19 protein-coding genes and 1 other RNA gene are annotated in these 20,849 nt (G+C 60.3%); all 20 read right to left on the reverse strand.

Going from position 1 to position 20,849, the window contains the following annotated elements:
* Positions 1-72 precede the first annotated feature (72 nt).
* The 20 genes from murB to JZX88_RS08210 all read right to left on the reverse strand — a co-directional run bounded on the left by murB (position 73) and on the right by JZX88_RS08210 (position 20,613).
* Entirely contained in the window at positions 73-1,038 is a 966-nt protein-coding gene (murB, locus tag JZX88_RS08115; protein ID WP_142856999.1) for a UDP-N-acetylmuramate dehydrogenase, read from the reverse strand.
* Positions 1,035-2,450, reverse strand: a complete 1,416-nt coding sequence (gene murC, locus JZX88_RS08120; protein WP_065113762.1) for a UDP-N-acetylmuramate--L-alanine ligase — start codon at positions 2,448-2,450, stop codon at positions 1,035-1,037. Before murC ends, murB begins: the two co-directional genes overlap by 4 nt.
* On the reverse strand, positions 2,447-3,583 hold the full coding sequence (murG, locus tag JZX88_RS08125; protein WP_110760182.1) for an undecaprenyldiphospho-muramoylpentapeptide beta-N-acetylglucosaminyltransferase: 1,137 nt from the start codon (positions 3,581-3,583) through the stop codon (positions 2,447-2,449). Before murG ends, murC begins: the two co-directional genes overlap by 4 nt.
* A gap of 6 nt (positions 3,584-3,589) precedes the next feature.
* Positions 3,590-4,744, reverse strand: coding sequence for a putative lipid II flippase FtsW (gene ftsW / locus JZX88_RS08130; RefSeq protein WP_065113764.1), 1,155 nt, complete (start codon positions 4,742-4,744; stop codon positions 3,590-3,592).
* Between the two features lie 5 nt (positions 4,745-4,749).
* Complete coding sequence (murD, locus tag JZX88_RS08135; protein WP_206913229.1) at positions 4,750-6,159, reverse strand: UDP-N-acetylmuramoyl-L-alanine--D-glutamate ligase; 1,410 nt, start codon at positions 6,157-6,159, stop codon at positions 4,750-4,752.
* 3 nt (positions 6,160-6,162) lie between these two features.
* A complete protein-coding gene (gene mraY / locus JZX88_RS08140) occupies positions 6,163-7,263 on the reverse strand; it encodes a phospho-N-acetylmuramoyl-pentapeptide-transferase (RefSeq protein ID WP_003494882.1) in 1,101 nt (366 codons plus the stop codon).
* Positions 7,264-7,286: 23 nt separating this feature from the next.
* Complete coding sequence (locus tag JZX88_RS08145; RefSeq protein ID WP_206913230.1) at positions 7,287-8,720, reverse strand: UDP-N-acetylmuramoylalanyl-D-glutamyl-2,6-diaminopimelate--D-alanyl-D-alanine ligase; 1,434 nt, start codon at positions 8,718-8,720, stop codon at positions 7,287-7,289.
* Complete coding sequence (locus JZX88_RS08150; protein WP_206913231.1) at positions 8,717-10,186, reverse strand: UDP-N-acetylmuramoyl-L-alanyl-D-glutamate--2,6-diaminopimelate ligase; 1,470 nt, start codon at positions 10,184-10,186, stop codon at positions 8,717-8,719. The genes JZX88_RS08145 and JZX88_RS08150 overlap by 4 nt, the downstream gene beginning before the upstream one ends.
* 59 nt (positions 10,187-10,245) lie before the next feature.
* Positions 10,246-11,988: a penicillin-binding protein 2 gene (locus JZX88_RS08155; protein ID WP_065113768.1), complete on the reverse strand. Its 1,743-nt coding sequence runs from the start codon at positions 11,986-11,988 to the stop codon at positions 10,246-10,248.
* Complete coding sequence (locus JZX88_RS08160; RefSeq protein ID WP_206913232.1) at positions 11,988-12,542, reverse strand: hypothetical protein; 555 nt, start codon at positions 12,540-12,542, stop codon at positions 11,988-11,990. Before JZX88_RS08160 ends, JZX88_RS08155 begins: the two co-directional genes overlap by 1 nt.
* Position 12,543: 1 nt before the next feature.
* Positions 12,544-13,569: a 16S rRNA (cytosine(1402)-N(4))-methyltransferase RsmH gene (gene rsmH / locus JZX88_RS08165; RefSeq protein WP_110760179.1), complete on the reverse strand. Its 1,026-nt coding sequence runs from the start codon at positions 13,567-13,569 to the stop codon at positions 12,544-12,546.
* 14 nt (positions 13,570-13,583) lie between these two features.
* A complete protein-coding gene (gene mraZ, locus JZX88_RS08170; RefSeq protein ID WP_110760178.1) occupies positions 13,584-14,024 on the reverse strand; it encodes a division/cell wall cluster transcriptional repressor MraZ in 441 nt (146 codons plus the stop codon).
* A gap of 417 nt (positions 14,025-14,441) precedes the next feature.
* A complete protein-coding gene (locus tag JZX88_RS08175; protein WP_142857009.1) occupies positions 14,442-14,786 on the reverse strand; it encodes a type II toxin-antitoxin system RelE/ParE family toxin in 345 nt (114 codons plus the stop codon).
* Between the two features lie 78 nt (positions 14,787-14,864).
* Entirely contained in the window at positions 14,865-15,143 is a 279-nt protein-coding gene (locus JZX88_RS08180; RefSeq protein ID WP_065113773.1) for a type II toxin-antitoxin system ParD family antitoxin, read from the reverse strand.
* 118 nt (positions 15,144-15,261) lie between these two features.
* An RNA gene (rnpB, locus tag JZX88_RS08185) (RNase P RNA component class A) lies at positions 15,262-15,663 on the reverse strand.
* Between the two features lie 56 nt (positions 15,664-15,719).
* Positions 15,720-16,910: an FAD-binding oxidoreductase gene (locus JZX88_RS08190; protein WP_206913234.1), complete on the reverse strand. Its 1,191-nt coding sequence runs from the start codon at positions 16,908-16,910 to the stop codon at positions 15,720-15,722.
* A gap of 60 nt (positions 16,911-16,970) precedes the next feature.
* Positions 16,971-18,158: an FAD-dependent oxidoreductase gene (locus JZX88_RS08195; RefSeq protein ID WP_206913236.1), complete on the reverse strand. Its 1,188-nt coding sequence runs from the start codon at positions 18,156-18,158 to the stop codon at positions 16,971-16,973.
* A gap of 151 nt (positions 18,159-18,309) precedes the next feature.
* A complete protein-coding gene (locus JZX88_RS08200; protein ID WP_206913237.1) occupies positions 18,310-18,849 on the reverse strand; it encodes a lytic transglycosylase domain-containing protein in 540 nt (179 codons plus the stop codon).
* A 247-nt stretch (positions 18,850-19,096) separates the two neighbouring features.
* A complete protein-coding gene (locus JZX88_RS08205) occupies positions 19,097-19,876 on the reverse strand; it encodes an N-acetylmuramoyl-L-alanine amidase (protein ID WP_065113777.1) in 780 nt (259 codons plus the stop codon).
* The gene (locus JZX88_RS08210; RefSeq protein WP_065116014.1) at positions 19,873-20,613 is read right to left on the reverse strand and encodes a DnaJ family molecular chaperone; all 741 of its coding nucleotides are present in this window, start codon (positions 20,611-20,613) and stop codon (positions 19,873-19,875) included. The genes JZX88_RS08205 and JZX88_RS08210 overlap by 4 nt, the downstream gene beginning before the upstream one ends.
* Between the last annotated feature and the right edge of the window lie 236 nt (positions 20,614-20,849).

Below are 20,849 nucleotides of genomic sequence, written 5' to 3' on the forward strand. Positions count from 1 at the left end.
CGACCGTTACGATACACGAAACGGCCGGTTCAACAGCAGGATTTTCTTGCAGTACAAGGCATTCGTCGGGGCTTATGCCCCGAGGAACGGCTCCACTTCGCGGCCCGGCATAAAGAGGCCAAGGCGCTTGATTTCCCATTCAAGCCGAATGCCCGACTTTTCGAACACACGCTTGCGGATCGTCTCACCCAGATATTCCAGATCATAACCCGTCGCGTGGCCGGTATTGATCATGAAATTGCAGTGCAGCGACGACATCTGCGCGCCGCCAATGACGAGACCGCGGCCACCCGCCTCGTCGATCAGTTCCCAGGCCGAATGACCTTCGGGATTCTTGAAGGTCGAACCGCCGGTCTGTTCGCGGATCGGCTGAACGGTCTCGCGATGGTGGCGCACGGCGTCCATATCGGCGCGGATCTTCGCCTTGTCTTCGGGATAACCTTCGAACAATGCACCGGTGAAGATCAAGCCGGCATCGGCGCCGGAATGGCGGTAGCTGTAACCCATGTCCGCATTGGACAACACATGCTGATTGCCCTGACGGTCAACCGCATGGACTTCCACCACCCGCTCGCGCGTCTCGCCGCCGTTTGCGCCCGCATTCATGCGCAGCGCGCCGCCGATGGAGCCGGGAATGCCGTAATAGAAATGGAAACCGCCAATGCCGTTATCCATGGCCATGGCCGCAATATGCTTGTCGGGGCAGATCGCACCGGCCTTGATGCGGTTTTCGCCGGCGAGCTCCACCTGGCCGAAACCCTTGGCGGACAGACGGACGACAACGCCCGGAATGCCACCATCGCGCACCAGAAGGTTCGAACCGACGCCAACCACCGTCAGCGGCACGTCTTCCGGCAGAATTTTCAGGAAGGCAATCAGATCATCCGTGTCGTGCGGCTGGAACATGACTTCCGCAAGGCCGCCGGCTCTGAACCACGTCACGCGGTCCATGGGCGCATCCGGTGTCAGACGTCCCCGCAATTCCTTTACCCCGTCGCCGAGCCTCCCCAGCAATTTTACCCCATCGACCTGTCTCATTCAGACTTTCCTGATATGCTCTTCAATTCCGAAGGCAGCACCGCTGCCCATTGCGTGATATTCCCAGCCCCCAAGAGAACCACGAAATCACCCGGATTCGCAATGGCTGCAACCTGTGACGCAAGGTCCTCCCGCTTTTCGAGAAAACGGGCATCGCGGTGGCCGGCGGCCTTGATGGCCGAAACCAGCGCTTCCGAACTTGCGCCTTCGATCGGATCTTCGCCCGCAGCATAGACCGGAGCAAGGATAATCGTGTCGGCATCGTTAAAGCAATGCGCGAAATCGTCAAACAGGCTGGAAAGACGGCTGTAACGGTGCGGCTGGTGCACGGCGATGATACGGCCCTTGCAGGCTTCCCGCGCAGCCGCCAGCACGGCCTTGATCTCAACCGGATGATGACCGTAATCGTCGAAGACCTGCACGCCGTTGGCTTCGCCTGTCAGCGTGAAGCGCCGCTTGACGCCGCCGAAGGACGCAAGCCCCTTCTTGATGTCGGCTTCCGAAATGCCGAGACGGTTGGCGACGGCAATCGCCGCCGTCGCATTCGAGACGTTGTGGCGGCCGGGCATCGGCAGCACGAGGTCCTTGAAGGAGAATATCTTGCCGGTGCGGCGACGGCGGATTTCCACGTCAAACACCGAGCGCGTGCCGTCAATGCGCACATTCGAAAAACGCACGTCCGCCTGCGGGTTTTCACCATAGGTGATGACTTTGCGGTCCTCGATCCGGCCGACCAGCGCCTGCACTTCCGGGTGGTCGAGGCACATCACGCCGAAACCGTAGAACGGCACGTTCTCAACAAACTGGCGAAATGCGGCACGCACGGCATCGAAATTGCCGTAGTGATCCAGATGCTCCGGATCGATATTGGTGACAACGGCCACATCGGCCGGCAGTTTCAGGAAGGTACCGTCGGATTCGTCGGCCTCCACCACCATCCACTCGCCCTCGCCCATGCGGGCATTGGTGCCATAGGCATTGATGATGCCGCCATTGATGACGGTCGGATCGAGATTGCCGGCTTCGAGCAGGGTCGCGACCATGGAGGTCGTGGTGGTCTTGCCATGGGTGCCGCCAATGGCGATGGCATTGCGGAAACGCATCAGCTCGGCCAGCATTTCGGCGCGGCGCACGATCGGCAGGTGTTTTTCCCGCGCGGCGATGAGTTCCGGATTGCTCTTCTTGATGGCGGTGGAAACGACCACGACTTCCGCATCACCGAGATTATCCGCGGTATGGCCGACGAAAACCTCGATACCCTTGTCGCGCAGGCGCTGTACATTGGCGCTGTCGGACTGGTCGGACCCCTGAACCCGGTGGCCGAGATTATGAAGCACTTCGGCAATGCCGCTCATGCCGATCCCGCCTATGCCGATGAAATGGACAAGGCCTATGGCTTTCGGCATCTTCATGCCCCAACTCCTTCATTATTCTTCTTGAATTCCTGTATGGACTGGCCGGAAGCAATCGCCTCCACCAGATCGGCCAGCACATCCGCCGCATGCGGTTTGCCGGTCGCCCTGGCCGCCGCCGCAGTGGCAGAAAGCCGATCCGGCTCCGAAAGCGCCGCCGAGAGAAGTCCGGACAGCTTCTGTGGCGACAATTCCGCCTGCTTGATGACGCTTGCCCCGCCCGCCGCCGAAAGCGCTGCCGCATTGGCGGCCTGATCGTGATCGAGCGCATGCGGATAGGGCACGAGGATCGACGGACGGCCGATCACCGAGAGTTCCGATACCGTCGAGGCGCCCGAACGGCTGATGACCAGATCGGCCTCGCCAATGCGTGTGGCCATGTCACCGAAGAAGGGCGAAACGTCAGCCTTGACGCCAAGCTTCTGGTAAGACGTTATCACATTGTCCTTGTCTTCGGGACGCGCCTGCTGGGTCACGACGATACGCTTGCGCTGCTCGTCCTTCAGCAGGCAGATCGCTGCCGGCACGGCGCTGGAAAAGAACTGCGCGCCCTGGCTGCCGCCGAAAACCACGAGCTGGAACGGCTCGCCCGTCTGCGACGGGGTATAGGGGATATCCGAGGCCGCCAGCACCGCCGGACGCACCGGATTGCCGGTCGCCACCGTCTTGTCGGAATATTGGCCGTTGGCGGGCGGCAGGAAACCGCCGGCAATCGCCTTCACGCGGGCAGCCAGCGCCTTGTTGGCGCGGCCCATCACCGCATTCTGCTCATGGATGATGGAGGGCACACCAAGCCCGGTCGATGCCAGCAGCGGCGGCACGGTGGGATAACCGCCGAAGCCGACAACCGCGACCGGCTTCAGTTTCGCAACCAGCCGGCGCGCCGCGCGAAGACCCACCCACAGCTTCCAGAGCGAACGCACGACGGAAATCGGGTTCTTCGAACCGATGGTGGCGGAAGGCACCACATGGATTTCATCCGCCGGAAATTTGCCGGCATAACGCTCGGCGCGGCTGTCGGTGACGAGATGCACCTGATAACCGCGCGCCTTCAGCGTATGCGCCAGAGCCTCGGCTGGAAAGACATGGCCGCCGGTTCCCCCGGCGGCAAGAAGAACAATACCCTTGCTCATGATCGTTTACTCCGCGGGAACGCCGGAACCGACGCGGAAGAAACTCCGCTCCTGCGCCCGCTTTTCGGGTCTGTGGCGTGTCAACGCCAGAAGGAAACCGGCGGTCACGCAGATCGCCATCATTGACGAACCGCCATAGGAAATCAAAGGCAGCGTCATGCCCTTGGCGGGCATCAGCTCCAGATTGACGCCAATATTGATCATCGACTGCATGCCGATCTGCAGAACCAGACCGGCCACGGCGAAGCGGCAGAAATCGTCCTTTTCCTTGAAGGCGTGCGACAGGCCGCGCAGCACGATGAAGGCGAAGATCGCAACGAGGAACATGCAGAAGACGATGCCGAACTCTTCCGCCGCAACCGAGAAGATGAAGTCGGTATGGCTGTCGGGAATGATGCGCTTGACGATGCCCTCGCCCGGTCCGCGACCGAACCAATCACCGCGAATGATGGCCTCACGTGCGGTATCCACCTGGAATGTATCGCCCTCGCCGGTCCAGAAACGGTCGATACGGCCGGCGACGTGCGGCAACATCAGATAGGCGGAGATGATGCCGCCGACGCCGACGCCACCGAGCATGATGATCCAGAACCACGGTACGCCGGCCATGAAGAACATGCCGCCCCAGACCACGGAGGTCAGGATCGTCTGGCCGAAGTCCGGCTGGGCGATCAGGAGCGCCGCCACGATGCCGAAGGTGATGATGGCGAAGAGATTGCCGGGAATTTCAGGATGGCGCGCCCGTTCGGCAAACAGCCAGGCGCAGACGATAACGAAGGCCGGCTTCATGAATTCCGACGGCTGGATCGAGAACGTACCGATGGAAATCCAGCGCCGCGCCCCCTTGACCTCGATGCCGAAGAACAGCGCGAAAATCATCATCAGCAGCGAGACGATCAGCATGATGACCGCCACGCGTCGCACCTGACGGGGCGACAGGAAGGAAAGGCCGACCATGATCGCCAGCGACGGCACCATGAACATCGCCTGACGCTCGACGAAGAAGAAACTGTTGAGACCGATACGCTCGGCAACCGCGGGCGACGCTGCAAAGGACAGCATCAGGCCGATGCCCATCAGCGCGACGAACGCCGCCAGAAAAAAACGGTCGATGGTCCAGAACCACTCTGCGACCGGACCGCGATCAACTCGGCTTACCATGGCCTTCAGCCCCCTTTTCCAGAGTCAACCAGCATCGTCATGCCATCGAGCGCCGCGACCTGCGCGACGAACGAATCACCTCTGATCTCAAAGTTCTTATATTGATCGAAGCTTGCGCAAGCCGGGGATAACATCACGATATTGCCGGCCGTCGCATCTTTTTCCGCATCGGCTGCCGCATGCTGCACGGCCTTGTCCAGCGTGCCGGATATTTCGTAAGGCACCGCCTCGCCAAGCGTCGCGGCAAATTCCGCCGCCGCTTCACCGATCAGATAGGCCTTGGCGATGCGCGGGAAAAGCGGAGAAAGGCTGGCGATGCCGCCCGCCTTCGGCAGACCGCCGGCGATCCAGTAGATACGGTCGAAACTTGAAAGTGCGGGCGCTGCCGCATCGGCGTTGGTCGCCTTGCTGTCATTGACGAAGGTGACATTGCCGCGCCGGCCGACCGGCTGCATGCGATGCTTGAGGCCGGGGAAGGATTTGAGACCGGCGCGAACCTCGTCTTTGGAAACACCGACCGCAAGGCAGGCAGCGATTGCCGCCGCCGCGTTCTGGGCGTTGTGGCTGCCACGAAGCGTCTGGATACCGTCGAGATCGGTGAGCAGCGAAGACGTGTCGCCATGTGCCCGCAGGATGCGGCTGCCTTCGGCATAAAAACCTTCGGAAACGACATTGCGCTTGGAGATGCGCTCCACCTTGACGCCGGCGCGCTCGATGCGATCGGCAATGAGTGTCGAATGGCTGTCATCAACACCGACGATGGCCGTTTGACTGCCCGCCACCAGCCGTTCCTTGACATCGGCATAATGCTGCATCGTGCCGTGACGGTCGAGATGGTCAGGTGTCAGATTAAGCAGAATGCCGGCGGTCGGATTGATCGTCGGTGCAAGATCGATCTGATAGGACGAGCATTCGACCACGTAAAAACGTTGCGCTCTCGGCGGATCGAGGCTCAGCACCGCCGTGCCGATATTGCCGCCGAGCTGCGTATCGCGGCCGGATGCCCCGAGAATATGGGCGATCAACGCCGTTGTCGTGGATTTGCCGTTGGTGCCGGTAATCGCAATGAAAGGGCAATCCGGCGCATGGGCGCGGCGCTCGCGGATGAAAAGCTCGATATCGCCGATGATCTCGACGCCCGCTGCTTTCGCAAGGTCCACAGACCAGTGCGGCTTTGGATGTGTCAAAGGTACGCCGGGAGCCAGCACGAAGGAAGAAAACGAGGGCCAGTCTATCGTTCGAAGGTCCGCCGTTACGATGCCCTCGGCCTCAGCCTTCGCGACACTGTCGGGATTGTCGTCGAAAGCGACGACATCCGCCCCGCCGGCCACCAGCGCCCGGGCCGTGACGAGGCCCGAACCGCCGAGCCCGAAGAGAGCGACCTTCTTACCCTTGAACGACGTGACCGGGATCATCGCTCACCTCAGCTTCAGGGTGGCGAGGCCGAGCAGCGCGAGGCCAACGGAGATGATCCAGAAACGGATGACCACCTGGCTTTCCGTCCAGCCCTTTTTCTCGAAATGGTGATGGATCGGCGCCATCAGGAAGACGCGCCTGCCGGTACGCTTGAACCAGAAGACCTGGATGATGACCGACAGCGTCTCCATGACGAACAGACCGCCGACGATGACCATGACGATCTCGTGCTTGGTCGCGACAGCGATGGAGCCAATGAGGCCGCCGAGCGCCAGCGAACCCGTGTCGCCCATGAAGATGGCGGCGGGTGGCGCGTTGAACCACAGGAAGCCGAGGCCCGCGCCGATGACTGCGCCGACGATGACGGCAAGCTCACCCGTGCCGGGCACAAAATTGATCTGCAGATAATTGGCGAAAACCGCGTTGCCAGCGAGATAGGCGATCACGCCGAAGGTGGCGGCGGCGATCATGACCGGCACGATGGCGAGACCGTCGAGACCATCCGTCAGGTTCACCGCATTGCCCGCGCCGACGATGACAAAAGCGCCGAACAGCACAAAGAAATAGCCGAGATTGATCACGAATTCCTTGAAGAACGGAAACGCGATGGAGCTGCCGAGCGTGCCGCCATGCGGTGCGGAGGCTAGCGCCATCTTCATCATGAAGAACACGGCAATCGCCGCGATCAGGAATTCGATGCCGAGACGGGCCTTGCCGGAAAAACCCTTGTCGCTCTGTTTCGTGACCTTGAGATAATCGTCGTAGAAACCGATGGCGCCGAAACCGAGTGTCACCATCAGAACGGCGACGACATAGACATTCGACAGGTCACCCCAGAGCAGCGAGCCGCCGAGAATACCGGCAAGGATCATCAGCCCGCCCATGGTCGGCGTTCCGGCCTTCTTGAAATGCGTCTGCGGCCCGTCGGCACGGATCGGCTGGCCCTTGCCCTGGCGCACGCGCAGCGAGTTGATGATCGCCGGTCCGAATAGGAAGACGATCAACGCAGAGGTGAACATCGCCGCCCCCGCCCGGAAGGTGATGTACCGGAACAGGTTGAAGACTTGAACTTTATCCGACAGTTCGACGAGCCAGATCAGCATATTTGCCCTTTCAAAAGGCTATTTCAGACTTGGCGTTCCGTCTCGGGGAATGCCGGATACTTGTCAAGCAGGGCGGCGACAATCTTGCCGAAACCGAGGCCAAGTGACGATTTTACCATCAGCGCGTCTCCCGGTTGCACCCATTGCAGGGCGAAATCGGTAAGCTCAGCCGTTGTCGGGAACCAGATGACGGTGACGCTGTCCGGCAGCGCATCGCGAAGAGCGGCCATCGCCTCGCCTGCCAGCCAGACATGTTCGATACCGGCCGCAAGCAGCGGCCCGGCCAGCTCCTCATGCAGCTGCGCGGAAAACTCGCCCATCTCCAGCATGTCGCCGAGAACGGCGACGCGACGGCCATGCCCCTGCGTTTCAGTCTCCGCCAGCACGGCGATCGCCGCCCGCATGGAGGCCGGATTGGCGTTGTAGCTTTCATCGATCAGCAGGAAAGACCCACCATTGATCGCCAGATGGTGGCGCTGGCCCCGCCCTTTCACGGCCTCAAGCGTGCCGAGCGCCTCGAAAGCGCGGTCCAGATTGGCACCGGTGAGAGCAACTGTACCGAGAACCGCCATGGCGTTATCGGCAATATGCCGGCCGGGAATATTCAGCTGCAATTCGCTGGTTTCACCGTTCAGGATCACCCAGATGGTCGAACCGGTCACCGTGCTCTCGAAATCGGCCAGACGGAAATCGGCCTTGGCGTGCTGCCCGAATGTGAGAATATGCTCGATACCCTGCTCTTGCGCAGCCTCTTCAAGCTGCTCGAACTGGGCATTGTCGCGGTTGAGAATGACGGAGCCGCCCTCCTCCAGGCCTTCGAATATCTCCGCCTTGGCGGCGGCGATTTCTTCTATGTCCTTGAAATTGCCGAGATGGGCGGGGGCAATGGTGGTAATGATGGCCACGTGCGGACGAACCATTTTCACCAGCGGCCGGATTTCCCCGGAATGGTTCATGCCGATTTCGAAAACGCCGAATTCGGTGTCGGCCGGCATACGCGCCAGCGTCAGCGGCACGCCCCAATGATTGTTGAAGGACGCGACTGCCGCATGCACCCGGCCGGATGGCGCAAGCGCCTGCCGCAGCATTTCCTTGGTCGTCGTCTTGCCGACGGAACCCGTCACCGCGATGATGCGCGCCGACGTTCTTTCGCGCGCCGCGATGGCGAGCTTGCCGAGTGCGGCAAGTACATCCTCCACCACGATCATCGGTACGGTCAGCCGGCCGAGCGCCGGCAGCTTGCCCTCCGCCACGACCAGAAGACCCGCCCCGTTCGCAACGGCGAAACTGGTATAGTCATGACCGTCCACCCGGTCGCCCTTGATCGCGAAGAACGCTTCGCCCGGCTTGACCGTCCGGCTGTCGATGGAAATGCCGGTGATTCCGGTCGGCAGGTTGCCCACCGGGCGTCCTGCCGTGATGGCGATCATGTCGGCGACTGTCCATAACCAGCTCAAATCTTCGATCCTTCCAGCCCTGCCAGTGCAGTGCGCACCTGTTCATGATCGGAAAACGGCAACGTCACGGAACCGACGATCTGCCCTTCTTCATGCCCCTTGCCCGCGACGATCAGCGTATCGCCGTTGGAAAGCAGCGATACCGCATGGTGGATCGCCTGCGACCTGTCGCCAATTTCCAGTGCACCCGGCGCCGCCGCCATGACCTCGGAACGGATCGTTGCGGCATCTTCCGAGCGCGGATTGTCATCGGTGACGATGACGATGTCGGAAAGCCGCGTCGCCACCTCACCCATGATCGGGCGTTTGCCCTTGTCACGGTCGCCACCGCAACCGAAGACAGTGATGATACGGCCCGACGTGAAAGGCCTGACCGAAGTGAGCACATTTTCCAGCGCATCCGGCTTGTGGGCATAATCCACATAGGCAAGCGCGCCGTTCTTCGTCTGGCCCACCAGTTCCAGCCGGCCGGCCGCACCGATCAGCTTTTCAAGCGCCTTCATCGCGACAGTGGCGGAAACGCCGGTGGACATGGCAAGACCGGCCGCCACAAGCGCGTTGGCCACCTGAAAATCGCCGGCAAGCGGAATATCCACTTCGTGAATCACGCCGTCATGATGCACTTCGATCATCTGTTTATGACGGAAATGCTCCACCCGTTTCAGCGTCAGGTAATCGCCCTTGCGGCCCACGGTTCGCACATCGAGGCCCGCTTTGCGCGCCGCCTGGATTGCTTTTTCCGACCACGGATCGTCCGCAAAAATCACCGCTGGCGCGCCTTTTTTCATCAGCGTGTCGAACAGCCGCATCTTCGCGGCCATATAGTCCTCGACAGTCGGATGATAATCCATGTGGTCACGGCCAAGATTGGTAAAACCGGCCGCCGCAAGCTTCACGCCATCGAGACGGCGCTGGTCGAGGCCGTGGCTCGAAGCCTCCATCGCCGCATGCGTCACGCCTTCGGAGGCAAGCTCGGCCAGAAGCGCATGCAGCGTCACCGGGTCAGGCGTTGTCAGCGCGCCGTAATCCTCGCGGTCGGGCGCAATGACACCCGTCGTACCGATCTGCGCGGCCGCATGGCCGGCAAAGGCCCATATCTGCCGCACAAAGGAAGCGACGGAGGTTTTCCCCGCCGTTCCGGTGACGGCAACCATGATTTCCGGCTGTTTTCCATAAAAACGGGCGGCGGCGAGCGAAAGATAGAGCCGCGGGTCGGAGACGACCAGCACCGGCACATCGGCCTCCACCGCATGACCGGAAACGACAGCAACCGCGCCCTTGGCAACCGCGTCCTTCACATAGGCCGCACCATCCGCCTTCGTGCCCGCAACCGCCACAAACAGACTGCCGGGCTGAGCCTTGCGGCTGTCTGCGGTTATCCCCCCGATTTCGACCGCCCCTATTCCAGACAGGAGCAATTCATTCAATTCCGGAAACGCATTTCCGGATATATCTCGCAAATTCATCGACTGTGTCCGTCTTGTCCCCCCGGCGCGAATCGCCGGAACATCATAAGCTCTAACAATCAATAAGACACGAGCAAGGCCGAGCCATCCTTGCCGAACTTCGGCTTCACACCCAGCACCGCCGCCGTGCGGGCGATGATGTCACGCACCATCGGCGCTGCGGAGGTGCCGGCCAGCGCCGCGCCATTGCCTTTGTCCGTCTTCGGTTCATCGATGAAGGTCAACACCACATATTGCGGGTCGTCGATCGGGAAAGCTGACAGGAAGGCGTTGAAGTTCTTGTCGCGGACATAGCGGCCATTGACGACCTTGTCTGCCGTGCCGGTCTTGCCGCCGACGTTGAAACCGTCGACGCGCGCATTGCGGCCCGATCCGTTCACACCGTTCCATTCGAACAGGAAACGCATGTCCTTGCTGGTGGTGGGTTTCAGAACCTGCTTGGCCACCAGATCCGCCTGTTCGCGGGTGCGCGGCAGGAAGGTCGGCTCGATCAGCTTGCCGCCATTGACGAGTGCCGCCCCGGCAACCGCCGTCTGCAGCGGTGTCGTCGAAACACCGTGACCGAAGGAAATGGTGATGGAGTTGATCTTCTTCCATTCACGCGGCTGCGATGGCAGCGCCACCTCCGGCAATTCGGTCTGCATGCGGGTCAAAAGCCCGAGCTTTGTCAGAAATTCCTTGTGGCCTTCGGTGCCGACGGTATCGGCGATCTTGGCCGTACCGATATTGGACGAAAACTGGAAGATTTCCGGCACCGACAAAATACGGTTCTTGCCATGGAAGTCCTTGATGGTGAAACCGCCGATACGGATCGGATAACGGGCATCGAAACTGTCACCCAGACGCACGCGGCCCGAATCGAGGCCCATGGCGATGGTGAAGGACTTGAAGGTCGAGCCCATTTCGAACGTGCCGTTCGACATGCGGTTGAGCCAGCCCTCCTTCGCGCCTTCGGCCGGGTTGTTCGGATCGTAATCCGGTACCGAGGCCATGGCGAGAACTTCACCCGTGTGCACGTCCAGAACGACAGCGCCGGCGCCGATTGCCTGGAACTTGGCAATGGCCGAAGTCACGACCTCACGCACGATGGACTGCACGCGCAGATCGATCGAAAGCTTCACCGGTTCCAGCGGCTGGTCGCTGGTCATGCCAAGCGCCGTCAGATCGGCGAGGCCCTGGCTGTCAACGTAGCGTTCCATGCCCGCCACGCCGCGATTGTCGATATTGACGTGGCCGACCACATGGGCCGCCGTCGGGCCACCCGGGTAGAACCGGCGTTTTTCCGGACGGAAGCCGATGCCGGGAATGCCGAGCGCCAGAATCTGGCTCTGCTGCTTGGGCGTCAACTGACGGCGCAGCCACTGGAAGCGGGAATTGGAGGTGAGCTTCTGATAGGTGCCACGCTGATCGAGATCAGGCAGAACGGTGCGCAGCTTCTCGATCGCCTCGTCGATATCGACGATGCGATGCGGCTCGGCAAACAGCGAGACTGTGCGGATGTCGGTGGCGAGAACCTCGCCATTGCGGTCGAGAAGGTCCGGGCGCGACGCCATCAACCGGTCTGCGGGCGCGATGCTCGAAACGGTTTCCTGTTCCGCCATGCCATATTGTACGAGACGCCCGCCCACGACGGCATAAAAGGCCACGAAACCGAAAATGATCAGACCGACCCGGCTTTTCGCCTGGGCAGCACGCTTCTTGCGGGCACCCTCGAAAGCCGCATGATCGGTATAAACGCCGGTGGTGCTGGCGGAAAAATGGGCCTTGCTCTTCAAAACCATGACGCGGGAGAGAAAAGACATCAGCGGTTCACCGATCCTGTTATCGTGTCATCCATGTCATCGGTTTCATCACCGGCGACGGCGGAGACGGCCGGAGCCGCTGGGGGACGGGAAACGCGGGCCCTCGGCGTCGGAACCGGGGCGCCATTGGCGGCTATCTGGCCTGCCGGCGGCGATTTCTTTTTGGTGGCTGCGCCAAGCGTCGCGCCCGGCCTGGAACCGTTGACGGCGGCGGCAATCACATCCTCGACGCTCATGCCTTCCGGCTCAGGCGGCTGCGGCAATTGCGAGCGCAGCATGGGCAACTCACGCGGCTGCGCCAGTTGCGTGGGCAGCGTCGGCGAAAGGCCAAGCTCGTCCTGATAGGCGTTGACGAGGCGATGCAGACGGTTCGGCTGCGTCAGCAGCGCCCAGTCGGCCCGCAACAGATCGATCGTATCCTTCTCGAGCTTGATTTCGGCCTCGAGCTTGCGGACCTCTTCGAGCTTCAAATCGGCCTTGTGCTTGATCGAATAGGTCACGACGGCCGCAGCAACCATGACCCCCATCAAGATGACATCGAAAGTGCGCAGCATATCAGCCTCCCATCTTTTCCAGGCTGGCGAGATCGGGAAGCTCGAAGATCGAAAAATCCGCCGCGCGCGCTGGCGCGGTCGTGCGCAAACCGGCCCGCAGCTTGGCTGACCGGGCACGCGGATTGAGTTCCGCCTCCGCGTCGCTGGCGGCGATCATCGGCTTGCCGATATTGTCGAAAATGGCAGGCTTGTCTTCGACCATCGGCAGATGCCGGGAACCGGCGGCCTTGCCGGAACGGTCGGAGAAGAATTTCTTGACGATGCGGTCTTCCAGCGAATGGAACGTGACGACGACCAGCCGGCCGCCGGGCTTCAGGGACCGCTCTGCAGCGAAAAGCGCCTGCGCCAACTCGCCGAGTTCATCATTGACGAAAACCCGAAGCGCCTGAAACACCCGAGTCGCGGGATGGATCTTGTCCTTCGCCTTGCGCGGCGTGACGATCTCGATGAGACCGGCGAGATCACGCGTGGTGCGGAAGGGCTCTTCCGCCCTCCTCTTCTCGATGGCGCGGGCAATGCGGCCCGGCTGCTTTTCCTCACCGAGAAAACCGAAGATGCGGATCAGATCACCGACTTTCGCACGATTGACGACATCCGCCGCCGAAACGCCGGAGGCGGACATGCGCATATCGAGGGGACCATTCTTCTGAAAGGAAAAGCCGCGCTCTGCCTCGTCGATCTGCATGGAGGAAACGCCGATATCAAGTACGACGCCGTCAAGACCGCCCTCGGGCGCATGCTTCGCCAGATCGGAAAATTGTGATTGAATGAGGTTTAACCTGCCGCCATTGGCGGCAACCATCGCCTGACCGCCAGCTATCGCGGTCGGATCGCGGTCGAGCGCGATGACGTTGGCACCCTGATCGAGAATGGCCTGGGTGTAGCCGCCGGCACCAAAAGTGCCATCAAGGATGATCTTTCCGGATGCGGGTTCAAGCGCGGCAATGACTTCGCGAAGCAGGACAGGGATGTGACGCTGAGGTCCGCCATCGGCATCAGAAGATCGCCCGCCAGAATTCGCCGCCATTCCGTGTCCCCGTCCTATGCGGGGCGAGCAGCCGAAAAACCGCGCCCCGCTCTTGCTTCCGCCTGCGCGCCCAAAAACGCCTGCGGTTGCCAAAGCTGAAAATGATCCGCCCGTCCGACGAAGGTGACCTCGGTGGATATGCCGGTAAATTCCCGCACGAAATCCGTCACCATCAACCGACCTTCCTGGTCGAGCTTCATGAAGACACCGCCGCCGTGAACCAGCAGCGACATCGCGTTCGCCTCCGGCGAGAAGGCATCCATCGACGCAATCTGCCGCTCGTAGCGCTCCAGCAAATCCGGACCGCCGATACTGATTGCCGGGAAAGCGAAATCCTGAAGGCAATAAAGCTCCTGGATACCGCGCCTCACCAGCACCGAACGAAACGGAGACGGAACCGAAACGCGCCCCTTGGCGTCGATCCTGTTCGTCACGTTCGATAAAAAGCGGTCCATTACTCAACTCGCCCAAACCGCAATCCGCCAGGCGAACCATCCGCCCCACAGAAAACACCGGTACGCACGACACGTCGCCAAGCGCCAGGGCAACATGCCCTGCAGCAGCCCCTTGCAGGCTCCTCACTCGTTTCAGCGATTGCGGGTCAAAAACACGACCCAGTGTGGTGTGCATTTGGGATATCATGGGACACTATGGGCGTCAATGGGAGAAGCCGGCACGATACCGACTTCGCATCGGAAATTCATAAGCCGTTAAGTTTAACGAATGGTTTACTTCGGGCGCACAGATGCGCTTTCACGGCACATGAAAATGCGGTGAAATTGACGTTTTTCTTTTTTGAAACAAGAGTGTGACTGAACGCCTCTGCGTTCCCACGCGGTAGAACAAACACCAATATTCGAAAATACCTAAAATCAATCGGGCGAAGCGGCGACCGGCTCTCCCTGCCACAAGCTCTGCGCCTCCCCTTCGAACTCCTGACCTTTGACCAAGACGCGGAGAACAACCACATCATCGTGCTCTACGACAAAGGCTATGCTGGCACTTCGCTCAAAACCGATTATGCGCAGCCCTGATCGCACCTCATTGCGCACCGTGCCACGCTCGGGGAATACGTTCAGCGACGCGAGAAAAGCACCAACACGCTCAATATACCGATCCGCCGTGACAGCTGAGCCAGATTTGCGAACAACATTGCTGTGGATTTGCACCAGATCGGTTTGCGCTTCAGGGGACAAACGAACGACGTAATATTTCATTTAAGCAATTCCAGCAAAATCTGCAGCGGCTTTGCATTATGAATTATTTAAAAAACAAGGAGATGAAGTGGAAATATGCTAAGTGCGCCCTTCGCCCTTGGCGATCCGCGCCTTCACCTCAGCCATACCTTCATTGAGCGGCTTCGCACGGTCCGGGTCGGCTTTGTGGGCATCGTATGCGGCTGCGACCTCTTCCTGCAGCCAACGCTCCACAGCTGCATCGCGTGCGACCAGGGTGCGCAGGCCATCACGAATAACTTCGCTTTCCGTCGCATATTCACCAGAGGCTACCTTTGCCTTGACCATCTCGGCCATATCCAGAGGAAGAGTGATGCTGAAAGCCTGGGTAGTGCGCATGGTTCTGCCTTTCGTTCCTTAGCCTTTCATATCACGGCATATGATTTAATCATACATCTTCGCGCATTGGTCAAAGCGACCCGGCATCCAGAAGGACCGCTGCATATATTGAGGAAAATTCGCCAGTTGGCCTGTAAGCCGGGTTCTGTATGGCCCCGGTTTGACCCGGAACGTGGCAGCCATTCATCTGGGACGGCATTTGCATGCCGCCTCTCGCAACCCACCCGGATGACGGGCCCGGAAACCGGCTGTGAACGGGCTTTCGCCCATCCCGTGTCATCCCTATTCGGTCTTGCTCCCGGTGGGGTTTACCTTGCCACCACTGTCACCAGCGGCGCGGTGGGCTCTTACCCCACCCTTTCACCCTTACCATGCAAAGCATGGCGGTTTGCTCTCTGTGGCACTTTCCCTGGGGTCACCCCCGCCGGACGTTATCCGGCACCGTATTTCCGTGGAGCCCGGACTTTCCTCACCTTACCGTCTTTCGACATTGGTAAAGCGCGGCTGCCCGGCCAACTGGCATGGGCTGCATAACCATGTTCCGGAGCGAAAGCCACCGAAAAGCGCAATCAAGGATCAAAGAAATGCCGGCGTGAAATCCGTCATGAAAGCACGATCGGCGATTTTTCCATCCCGCAGCAGCGTGGCACCCAGCCGCCCGATTTCGTCGGAACTCTTTGCCGCGGTGCCATTGCCGCCGGTGAGAACCGCGATATGCGGTGAGGCGGTAAAACCGATGGCGGGATAACCACTCCGGGTTTTGGAGACGACACAGGCGGCCATCGAGACACGCGAGAGATCGACGGAAGGCACCAGTGTTTCGACGATGGCCGAAAGATGATCCCGCACGCTTTCACGTCCGCCAGACCGGAACCATTCCCGGATTTCCGGGTCGCTGCCGACCGCCTTGTCGTCGGGATCACCGCCGATTTTCAGATAGAACTTGCCATCGGGATAACGCACCGGCGGCAAAAGATAGATATGTTTCGTGGTGTCGCGCGGCTCGTAGATCAGCGACGGCATGGCCGCATATTGCCCAAGATCGGCTTCATCAATCTCGAAGAAGGCGACGGTCCGCGCATAGACATTGAGCGCGACCGGCTGCGGCAGCAGGTCTTTCGTGATCGAGAAACCGCCGGCCGCCACCAGCACCCGGTCTGCGGTATAAACCGCACCGGAAGCCGTCCGCACCGATGCCCGGCCATCCTCTTCCCGCGTCGAGACGACGATATCGTCGATCAGCGTGACGCCGGCCTTTTCCGCCAGAACCGCCTGTGCTTTCACCAGCGCGCGCGGATTGACGTATCCGGCATTGTCCCTTTCGAAGACGCCTTCGCAGCCCGGCTCGAAAGAGAAATAGGGAAACCGGCTTTTCAGGTTTGCGCCATCCAGCAATTCCGTCGAAACACCGAGCCGCGTCGCTGCCTTGAGAACATCATCGATAAAGGGATTGCCGCCGCCCCGCTGAGGCCCCACCATCAGGCAACCGACCGGCGCGTAAAATTCCACGCCGCTTCTCGCGGCAATATCGGCATAACGCGCAATCGAGCGGTTGGCGAGCAGCGCCCAGTCGGCATCACCATCGATGGTGCGGGTAATCCGCGCCTCATCATAATGACTGGCGAAAACGCCCTGATGTGATTTGATATCGGCAGGTTCGCCGGGGCCGATCAGCGCCACGCCATCCACCGTTTCCGCCAGATGGCGGGCGGCGGCGGCACCCATCATGCCGCGACCAACGACGATATAGTTGAAATGTCCCGACATGCCGCCCCTCTTCATCCACCCTGTTCAGTAGCAACCTTGTAGCCGCTTCGCAGAAGGATGTCAGACGAAAACCGGCGACATTTCGGCCGCGAATTCATCCTCGGTCAGTTGACCGCTCGCAAGCAGCACGGCACCCAGTCGCCCGATCTCATCCGAAGACTTGGCGGAGACGAAATTGCCACCCGTCAGAACTGCGATATTGGAGGATTGTGTATAGCCTATATAGGGATAACCGCTGCGGGTAATGGATGCGACACAGGAGCCGGAAGTCACGGGGCAGCCGGCAAGTTCGGGCATCAACGACAGGGCCTTCCTCGTCAGGAATGCCACCTCACCCGGCGTACCGTCGGAATGGAACCAGTCCACCGCCTCGGCCAGCGTCTCAAGCCTGCCCTTCTCGCTTTCGCCGCCGATCTTCAGATAGACCTTGCCATCGGGATACCGCACGGGCGGCAGGATGTAGACGATGTCATCCTCCGTCTCCGCCAGCACGATGGTCGATGGCATGGTGCCGAATATCACCTGCCTTGCCTCATCCAACTCGAAAAACACGATTGTGCGACCGGTGGCCGCCATGTCGACCGGCGAAGGCAAAAGCTCAGCCATGTTGGTGAAACCACCTGCGGCCACAATGACCTTTTCAGCGGTGTGGACAGTACCTTCCCGCGTTATCACCTCGACGCCATGCGAGGTATCGCGAACATGCGCTGCGGTTTCGCGCACCAGATGCGCGCCCTGCGCCCCGGCAATAGAACACTGCGCCTTCACCAAGGCGCGGGGATTGATGTGGCCGGCATTGCGGGCCTCGAAGTAGCCGCCGTGACCGGCAGGCAGCGCGAACATCGGAAACCGGCCAGTCAGCGCATCGGCACCGAGCGTTTCCACGCCAAGACCGAGACGACCGGCCGAAGAAAGCGCCCGCGACACATAGTCTCCCGCAAGCCCCTTGCCGTTTCCGGTAAACAGGCAGCCGGCTTCGGTAAAGAAGCGGATACCGCTCTTGGCCTCGATCTCGGCGTAACGCCGGATGGAACGCTGCGCGAGTTCCGCCCATACAGGGTCGCCATCAAACCCACGGGTGATACGCGCTTCGTCGTAATGGCTTGAAAACACGCCCTTATGGCTCTTGCGATCGGCGGGTTCGCCCGGTCCGATCAGCGCCACACCTTCCGTTTGCGCAGAAAGGTGCCGCGCAGCCGCAGCCCCCATCATCCCGGCCCCGACCACGATATATTTGAAATCCGGCATGACATGCTCCGTATCAGATTTGCTCCTGACTACAGCATGCCAGCGCGAACCGGAATCGCTTTTCGCAAAACCATGGGGCGCGGTCGCATTTCCGGACGGAAAACGGCGCCGCTTTTCCGGGAAAGGCTTCCGGAAAAGATAAGCGCAGGTCTCAACCGGCCAGCAGCGCCTGCACCTTGCCGCAATAACGTTTGGACACCGGGTTCATGCGCGTGGCGCCATGGCCGGCATTATACCGCAGGATCGTGCCGCAAACCTCGCCGCCGCCAAGCTGATGGGCAGTTGCCAGATATTGCATGCCCCAGCGAATATTGGTCTCGGGATCGTAGAGCGCCTTTGTCGTACCGCGAAAACCCATCATGCGCGCCGTTGCCGGCTTGATCTGCATCAGCCCGACCTCGCCGGCGCTGCCGCGGGCCTTCGGGTTGAACTTGCTTTCCACCGAAACCACGGCATGCGCCAGATTGGTGGGAACGCCGTAACGCTTGGCATATTTGACGATCAGATCGGAATAATCGTTCCTGAGGGAGGAAGGCAGGCTCTTTTCCGGAATGGGATAACCGGACTTGCGGAAGAAGGTCTCCAGCGTCACGGTCTTGGTCTTGACGTCCTCGTCTTTGGCAAAAGCAATCCCCGCCTGCGAAGCGAGCATAACAACACCCGCTGCAACAGCAACAACAACCCTGTTCATATGTAGAAAAAGTCTCCAGATCGGATGACGGTAACAGTGAAGCGACACAAATATTCAACGCCCGGAAAGTCGATCCCGACTTTCCGCTGTCCAGTCTCCTTGATTGATATTGACGGCAGGTTCCCCTGAAGAACGTCACCGCATGCAGTGACGTTCTTAAACTTCTTCAATGCGGATTATCTGTGGCACAACAAAAAAAGCGACTTGAACAGCCGGAAAACGGGGAACGCTTTTCCAGAATCTGCCTTCAGGCGACCGAAAATTTCGGAAGGCTGGTAATCAGCCGGTGCAACGTGTCGATGGTGGAAAAATCCGCGATGCCATCCACCAGAGCCGGACGGAAATGCCGCTGAAAGGCAGCAACGGCGCCTTCGGTTTTCTCGCAATAAGCGCCTGTAATTTCAACGCCATATCCATAAATGGACAACATCGACTGAAGTGCTTCGACGGGCTGACCATGGTCACCACGCTGGAAAAAGCGGCCGCCGCGGATCGGCGCGGGCTCCACCCAATGGCCGACACCGTGCTGCGACAGGATGTCCCACGGGAATTTCTCACCCGGATCGACCTTGCGGATCGGCGCCACATCCGAATGGGCAAGCACCCTTTCAGGCGCGATGGACCATCGCTGGCCGCAATCGCGACACAATTCGATGACGGCCGCCACCTGCTCCCTCGGGAATTCAGGCAGACCGCCCGGATGACCCTTATTGGCGATTTCGATGCCGATGGAGCGGGAATTGATGTCTTCATGCCCTGCCCAGACGCTCTTGCCCGCATGCCAGGCACGGCGGGTTTCCGGAACCAGCTGAACAACCCGCCCGTCCTCGAAGACGAAATAATGGCTGGAGACCTGACTTTCCGGATTGCAGAGCCACGACAGCGCGCCATCGGCGGTCGTCATGCCGGTATAGTGCAGAAGAATGATATCCGGCCCGGCCACATCAAGCCTTTCGCCATGGTTAGGCGAAGGCGCAACGGCCGCGCCCCCGAAATCCGGGGTAAAATCCGGCAGACATTCACTCATGCGACGCGGCGTTCTTTCTCTATGGCCGCATAGGCGGCATTAAGAGCCGCCATACGCTCATTCGCCGCCGCATGCAATTCCATGGGAACGCCGCGCGCGATGAGCTTGTCCGGATGGTGCTCGGCAACAAGCGAACGGTAACGTTTGCGAATGTCGGAGAAATCGTCGGAAGGCGAAACGCCAAGTACGCGGTAGGGATCGCGCCCGTCCATGTGGACGTGCCGCGCCATGATCGTTTCGAAGTGATCTTCGGTGATATGGAAGATTTCCGCGATACGGCCAAGGAAAGCCAGTTCCCGCTCGTGGATCAGCCCATCGGCCTTGGCGATATGGAACAGGCCATCGATGACGCTTTCCAGCATCTCGCAATTGTCATGGCCGGAACCGCACAGACCCGCGAGCCGCTCCGCATAGGCCTCGTAACCGGCGACATCCTGACGGGCAAGATTATAAAGACGGGCGACGTTCCTGGCTTCCTCTTCCGGAAAATCGAATATCTGCCGGAAGGCGCGCACCTCGGCATCGTTGACGACGCCGTCGGCTTTCGCCATCTTTGCGGAGAGCGCGATGATCGCCACGGAGAAGGAAACTTTGCGGCGTGTTTCCGGGTCACCCTCGAACAGGGTGCGGATGGCTTCCACAACGCGCCCAAGCGCACCGCCTGCCGCGTCGCCGATTGCGCCGAGCAGCCGTTCCCACAGGGATGAAATTTGCAGACAGGCGAAATCGAACATCATGGCGACAAGCATGACGGGATATCGCCGCGAATGCAATATGTCGAGGGGGCCAGCGGCATTAACTTTTATTCATCTTTGCGACAGTTTTGCTTCAGGAACAAGAGCGCGGGAAACGGCGCAACCGAGGTTTTCCACAGGCGCTGCAATCGGACATGGGCGCGTGGCGGCTTCGACGCGGATTGAAACGATTATATTCGGCGGGTTTCCTCAAGCCGCTGAAAAACCGCGAGAAATCG

It is taken from the genome of Agrobacterium sp. OT33 (assembly GCF_017313365.1).
In the GTDB taxonomy this organism is placed as follows: Bacteria; Pseudomonadota; Alphaproteobacteria; order Rhizobiales; family Rhizobiaceae; genus Agrobacterium; species Agrobacterium rhizogenes_A.

Excerpts from the sequence above, each read along its gene's own strand:
- JZX88_RS08200 (WP_206913237.1), bottom strand. The coding sequence starts at position 18,849 with ATGAACAGGGTTGTTGTTGCTGTTGCAGCGGGTGTTGTTATGCTCGCT.
- JZX88_RS08155 (WP_065113768.1), bottom strand. The coding sequence starts at position 11,988 with ATGTCTTTTCTCTCCCGCGTCATGGTTTTGAAGAGCAAGGCCCATTTT.
- rsmH (WP_110760179.1), bottom strand. The coding sequence starts at position 13,569 with ATGGCGGCGAATTCTGGCGGGCGATCTTCTGATGCCGATGGCGGACCT.
- murC (WP_065113762.1), bottom strand. The coding sequence starts at position 2,450 with ATGAAGATGCCGAAAGCCATAGGCCTTGTCCATTTCATCGGCATAGGC.
- JZX88_RS08210 (WP_065116014.1), bottom strand. The coding sequence starts at position 20,613 with ATGATGTTCGATTTCGCCTGTCTGCAAATTTCATCCCTGTGGGAACGG.
- JZX88_RS08175 (WP_142857009.1), bottom strand. The coding sequence starts at position 14,786 with ATGAAATATTACGTCGTTCGTTTGTCCCCTGAAGCGCAAACCGATCTG.
- mraZ (WP_110760178.1), bottom strand. The coding sequence starts at position 14,024 with ATGGACCGCTTTTTATCGAACGTGACGAACAGGATCGACGCCAAGGGG.
- JZX88_RS08160 (WP_206913232.1), bottom strand. The coding sequence starts at position 12,542 with ATGCTGCGCACTTTCGATGTCATCTTGATGGGGGTCATGGTTGCTGCG.
- murB (WP_142856999.1), bottom strand. The coding sequence starts at position 1,038 with ATGAGACAGGTCGATGGGGTAAAATTGCTGGGGAGGCTCGGCGACGGG.
- JZX88_RS08150 (WP_206913231.1), bottom strand. The coding sequence starts at position 10,186 with ATGAATTTGCGAGATATATCCGGAAATGCGTTTCCGGAATTGAATGAA.
- JZX88_RS08195 (WP_206913236.1), bottom strand. The coding sequence starts at position 18,158 with ATGCCGGATTTCAAATATATCGTGGTCGGGGCCGGGATGATGGGGGCT.
- murD (WP_206913229.1), bottom strand. The coding sequence starts at position 6,159 with ATGATCCCGGTCACGTCGTTCAAGGGTAAGAAGGTCGCTCTCTTCGGG.
- ftsW (WP_065113764.1), bottom strand. The coding sequence starts at position 4,744 with ATGGTAAGCCGAGTTGATCGCGGTCCGGTCGCAGAGTGGTTCTGGACC.
- JZX88_RS08180 (WP_065113773.1), bottom strand. The coding sequence starts at position 15,143 with ATGCGCACTACCCAGGCTTTCAGCATCACTCTTCCTCTGGATATGGCC.
- murG (WP_110760182.1), bottom strand. The coding sequence starts at position 3,583 with ATGAGCAAGGGTATTGTTCTTCTTGCCGCCGGGGGAACCGGCGGCCAT.
- JZX88_RS08190 (WP_206913234.1), bottom strand. The coding sequence starts at position 16,910 with ATGTCGGGACATTTCAACTATATCGTCGTTGGTCGCGGCATGATGGGT.
- JZX88_RS08205 (WP_065113777.1), bottom strand. The coding sequence starts at position 19,876 with ATGAGTGAATGTCTGCCGGATTTTACCCCGGATTTCGGGGGCGCGGCC.
- mraY (WP_003494882.1), bottom strand. The coding sequence starts at position 7,263 with ATGCTGATCTGGCTCGTCGAACTGTCGGATAAAGTTCAAGTCTTCAAC.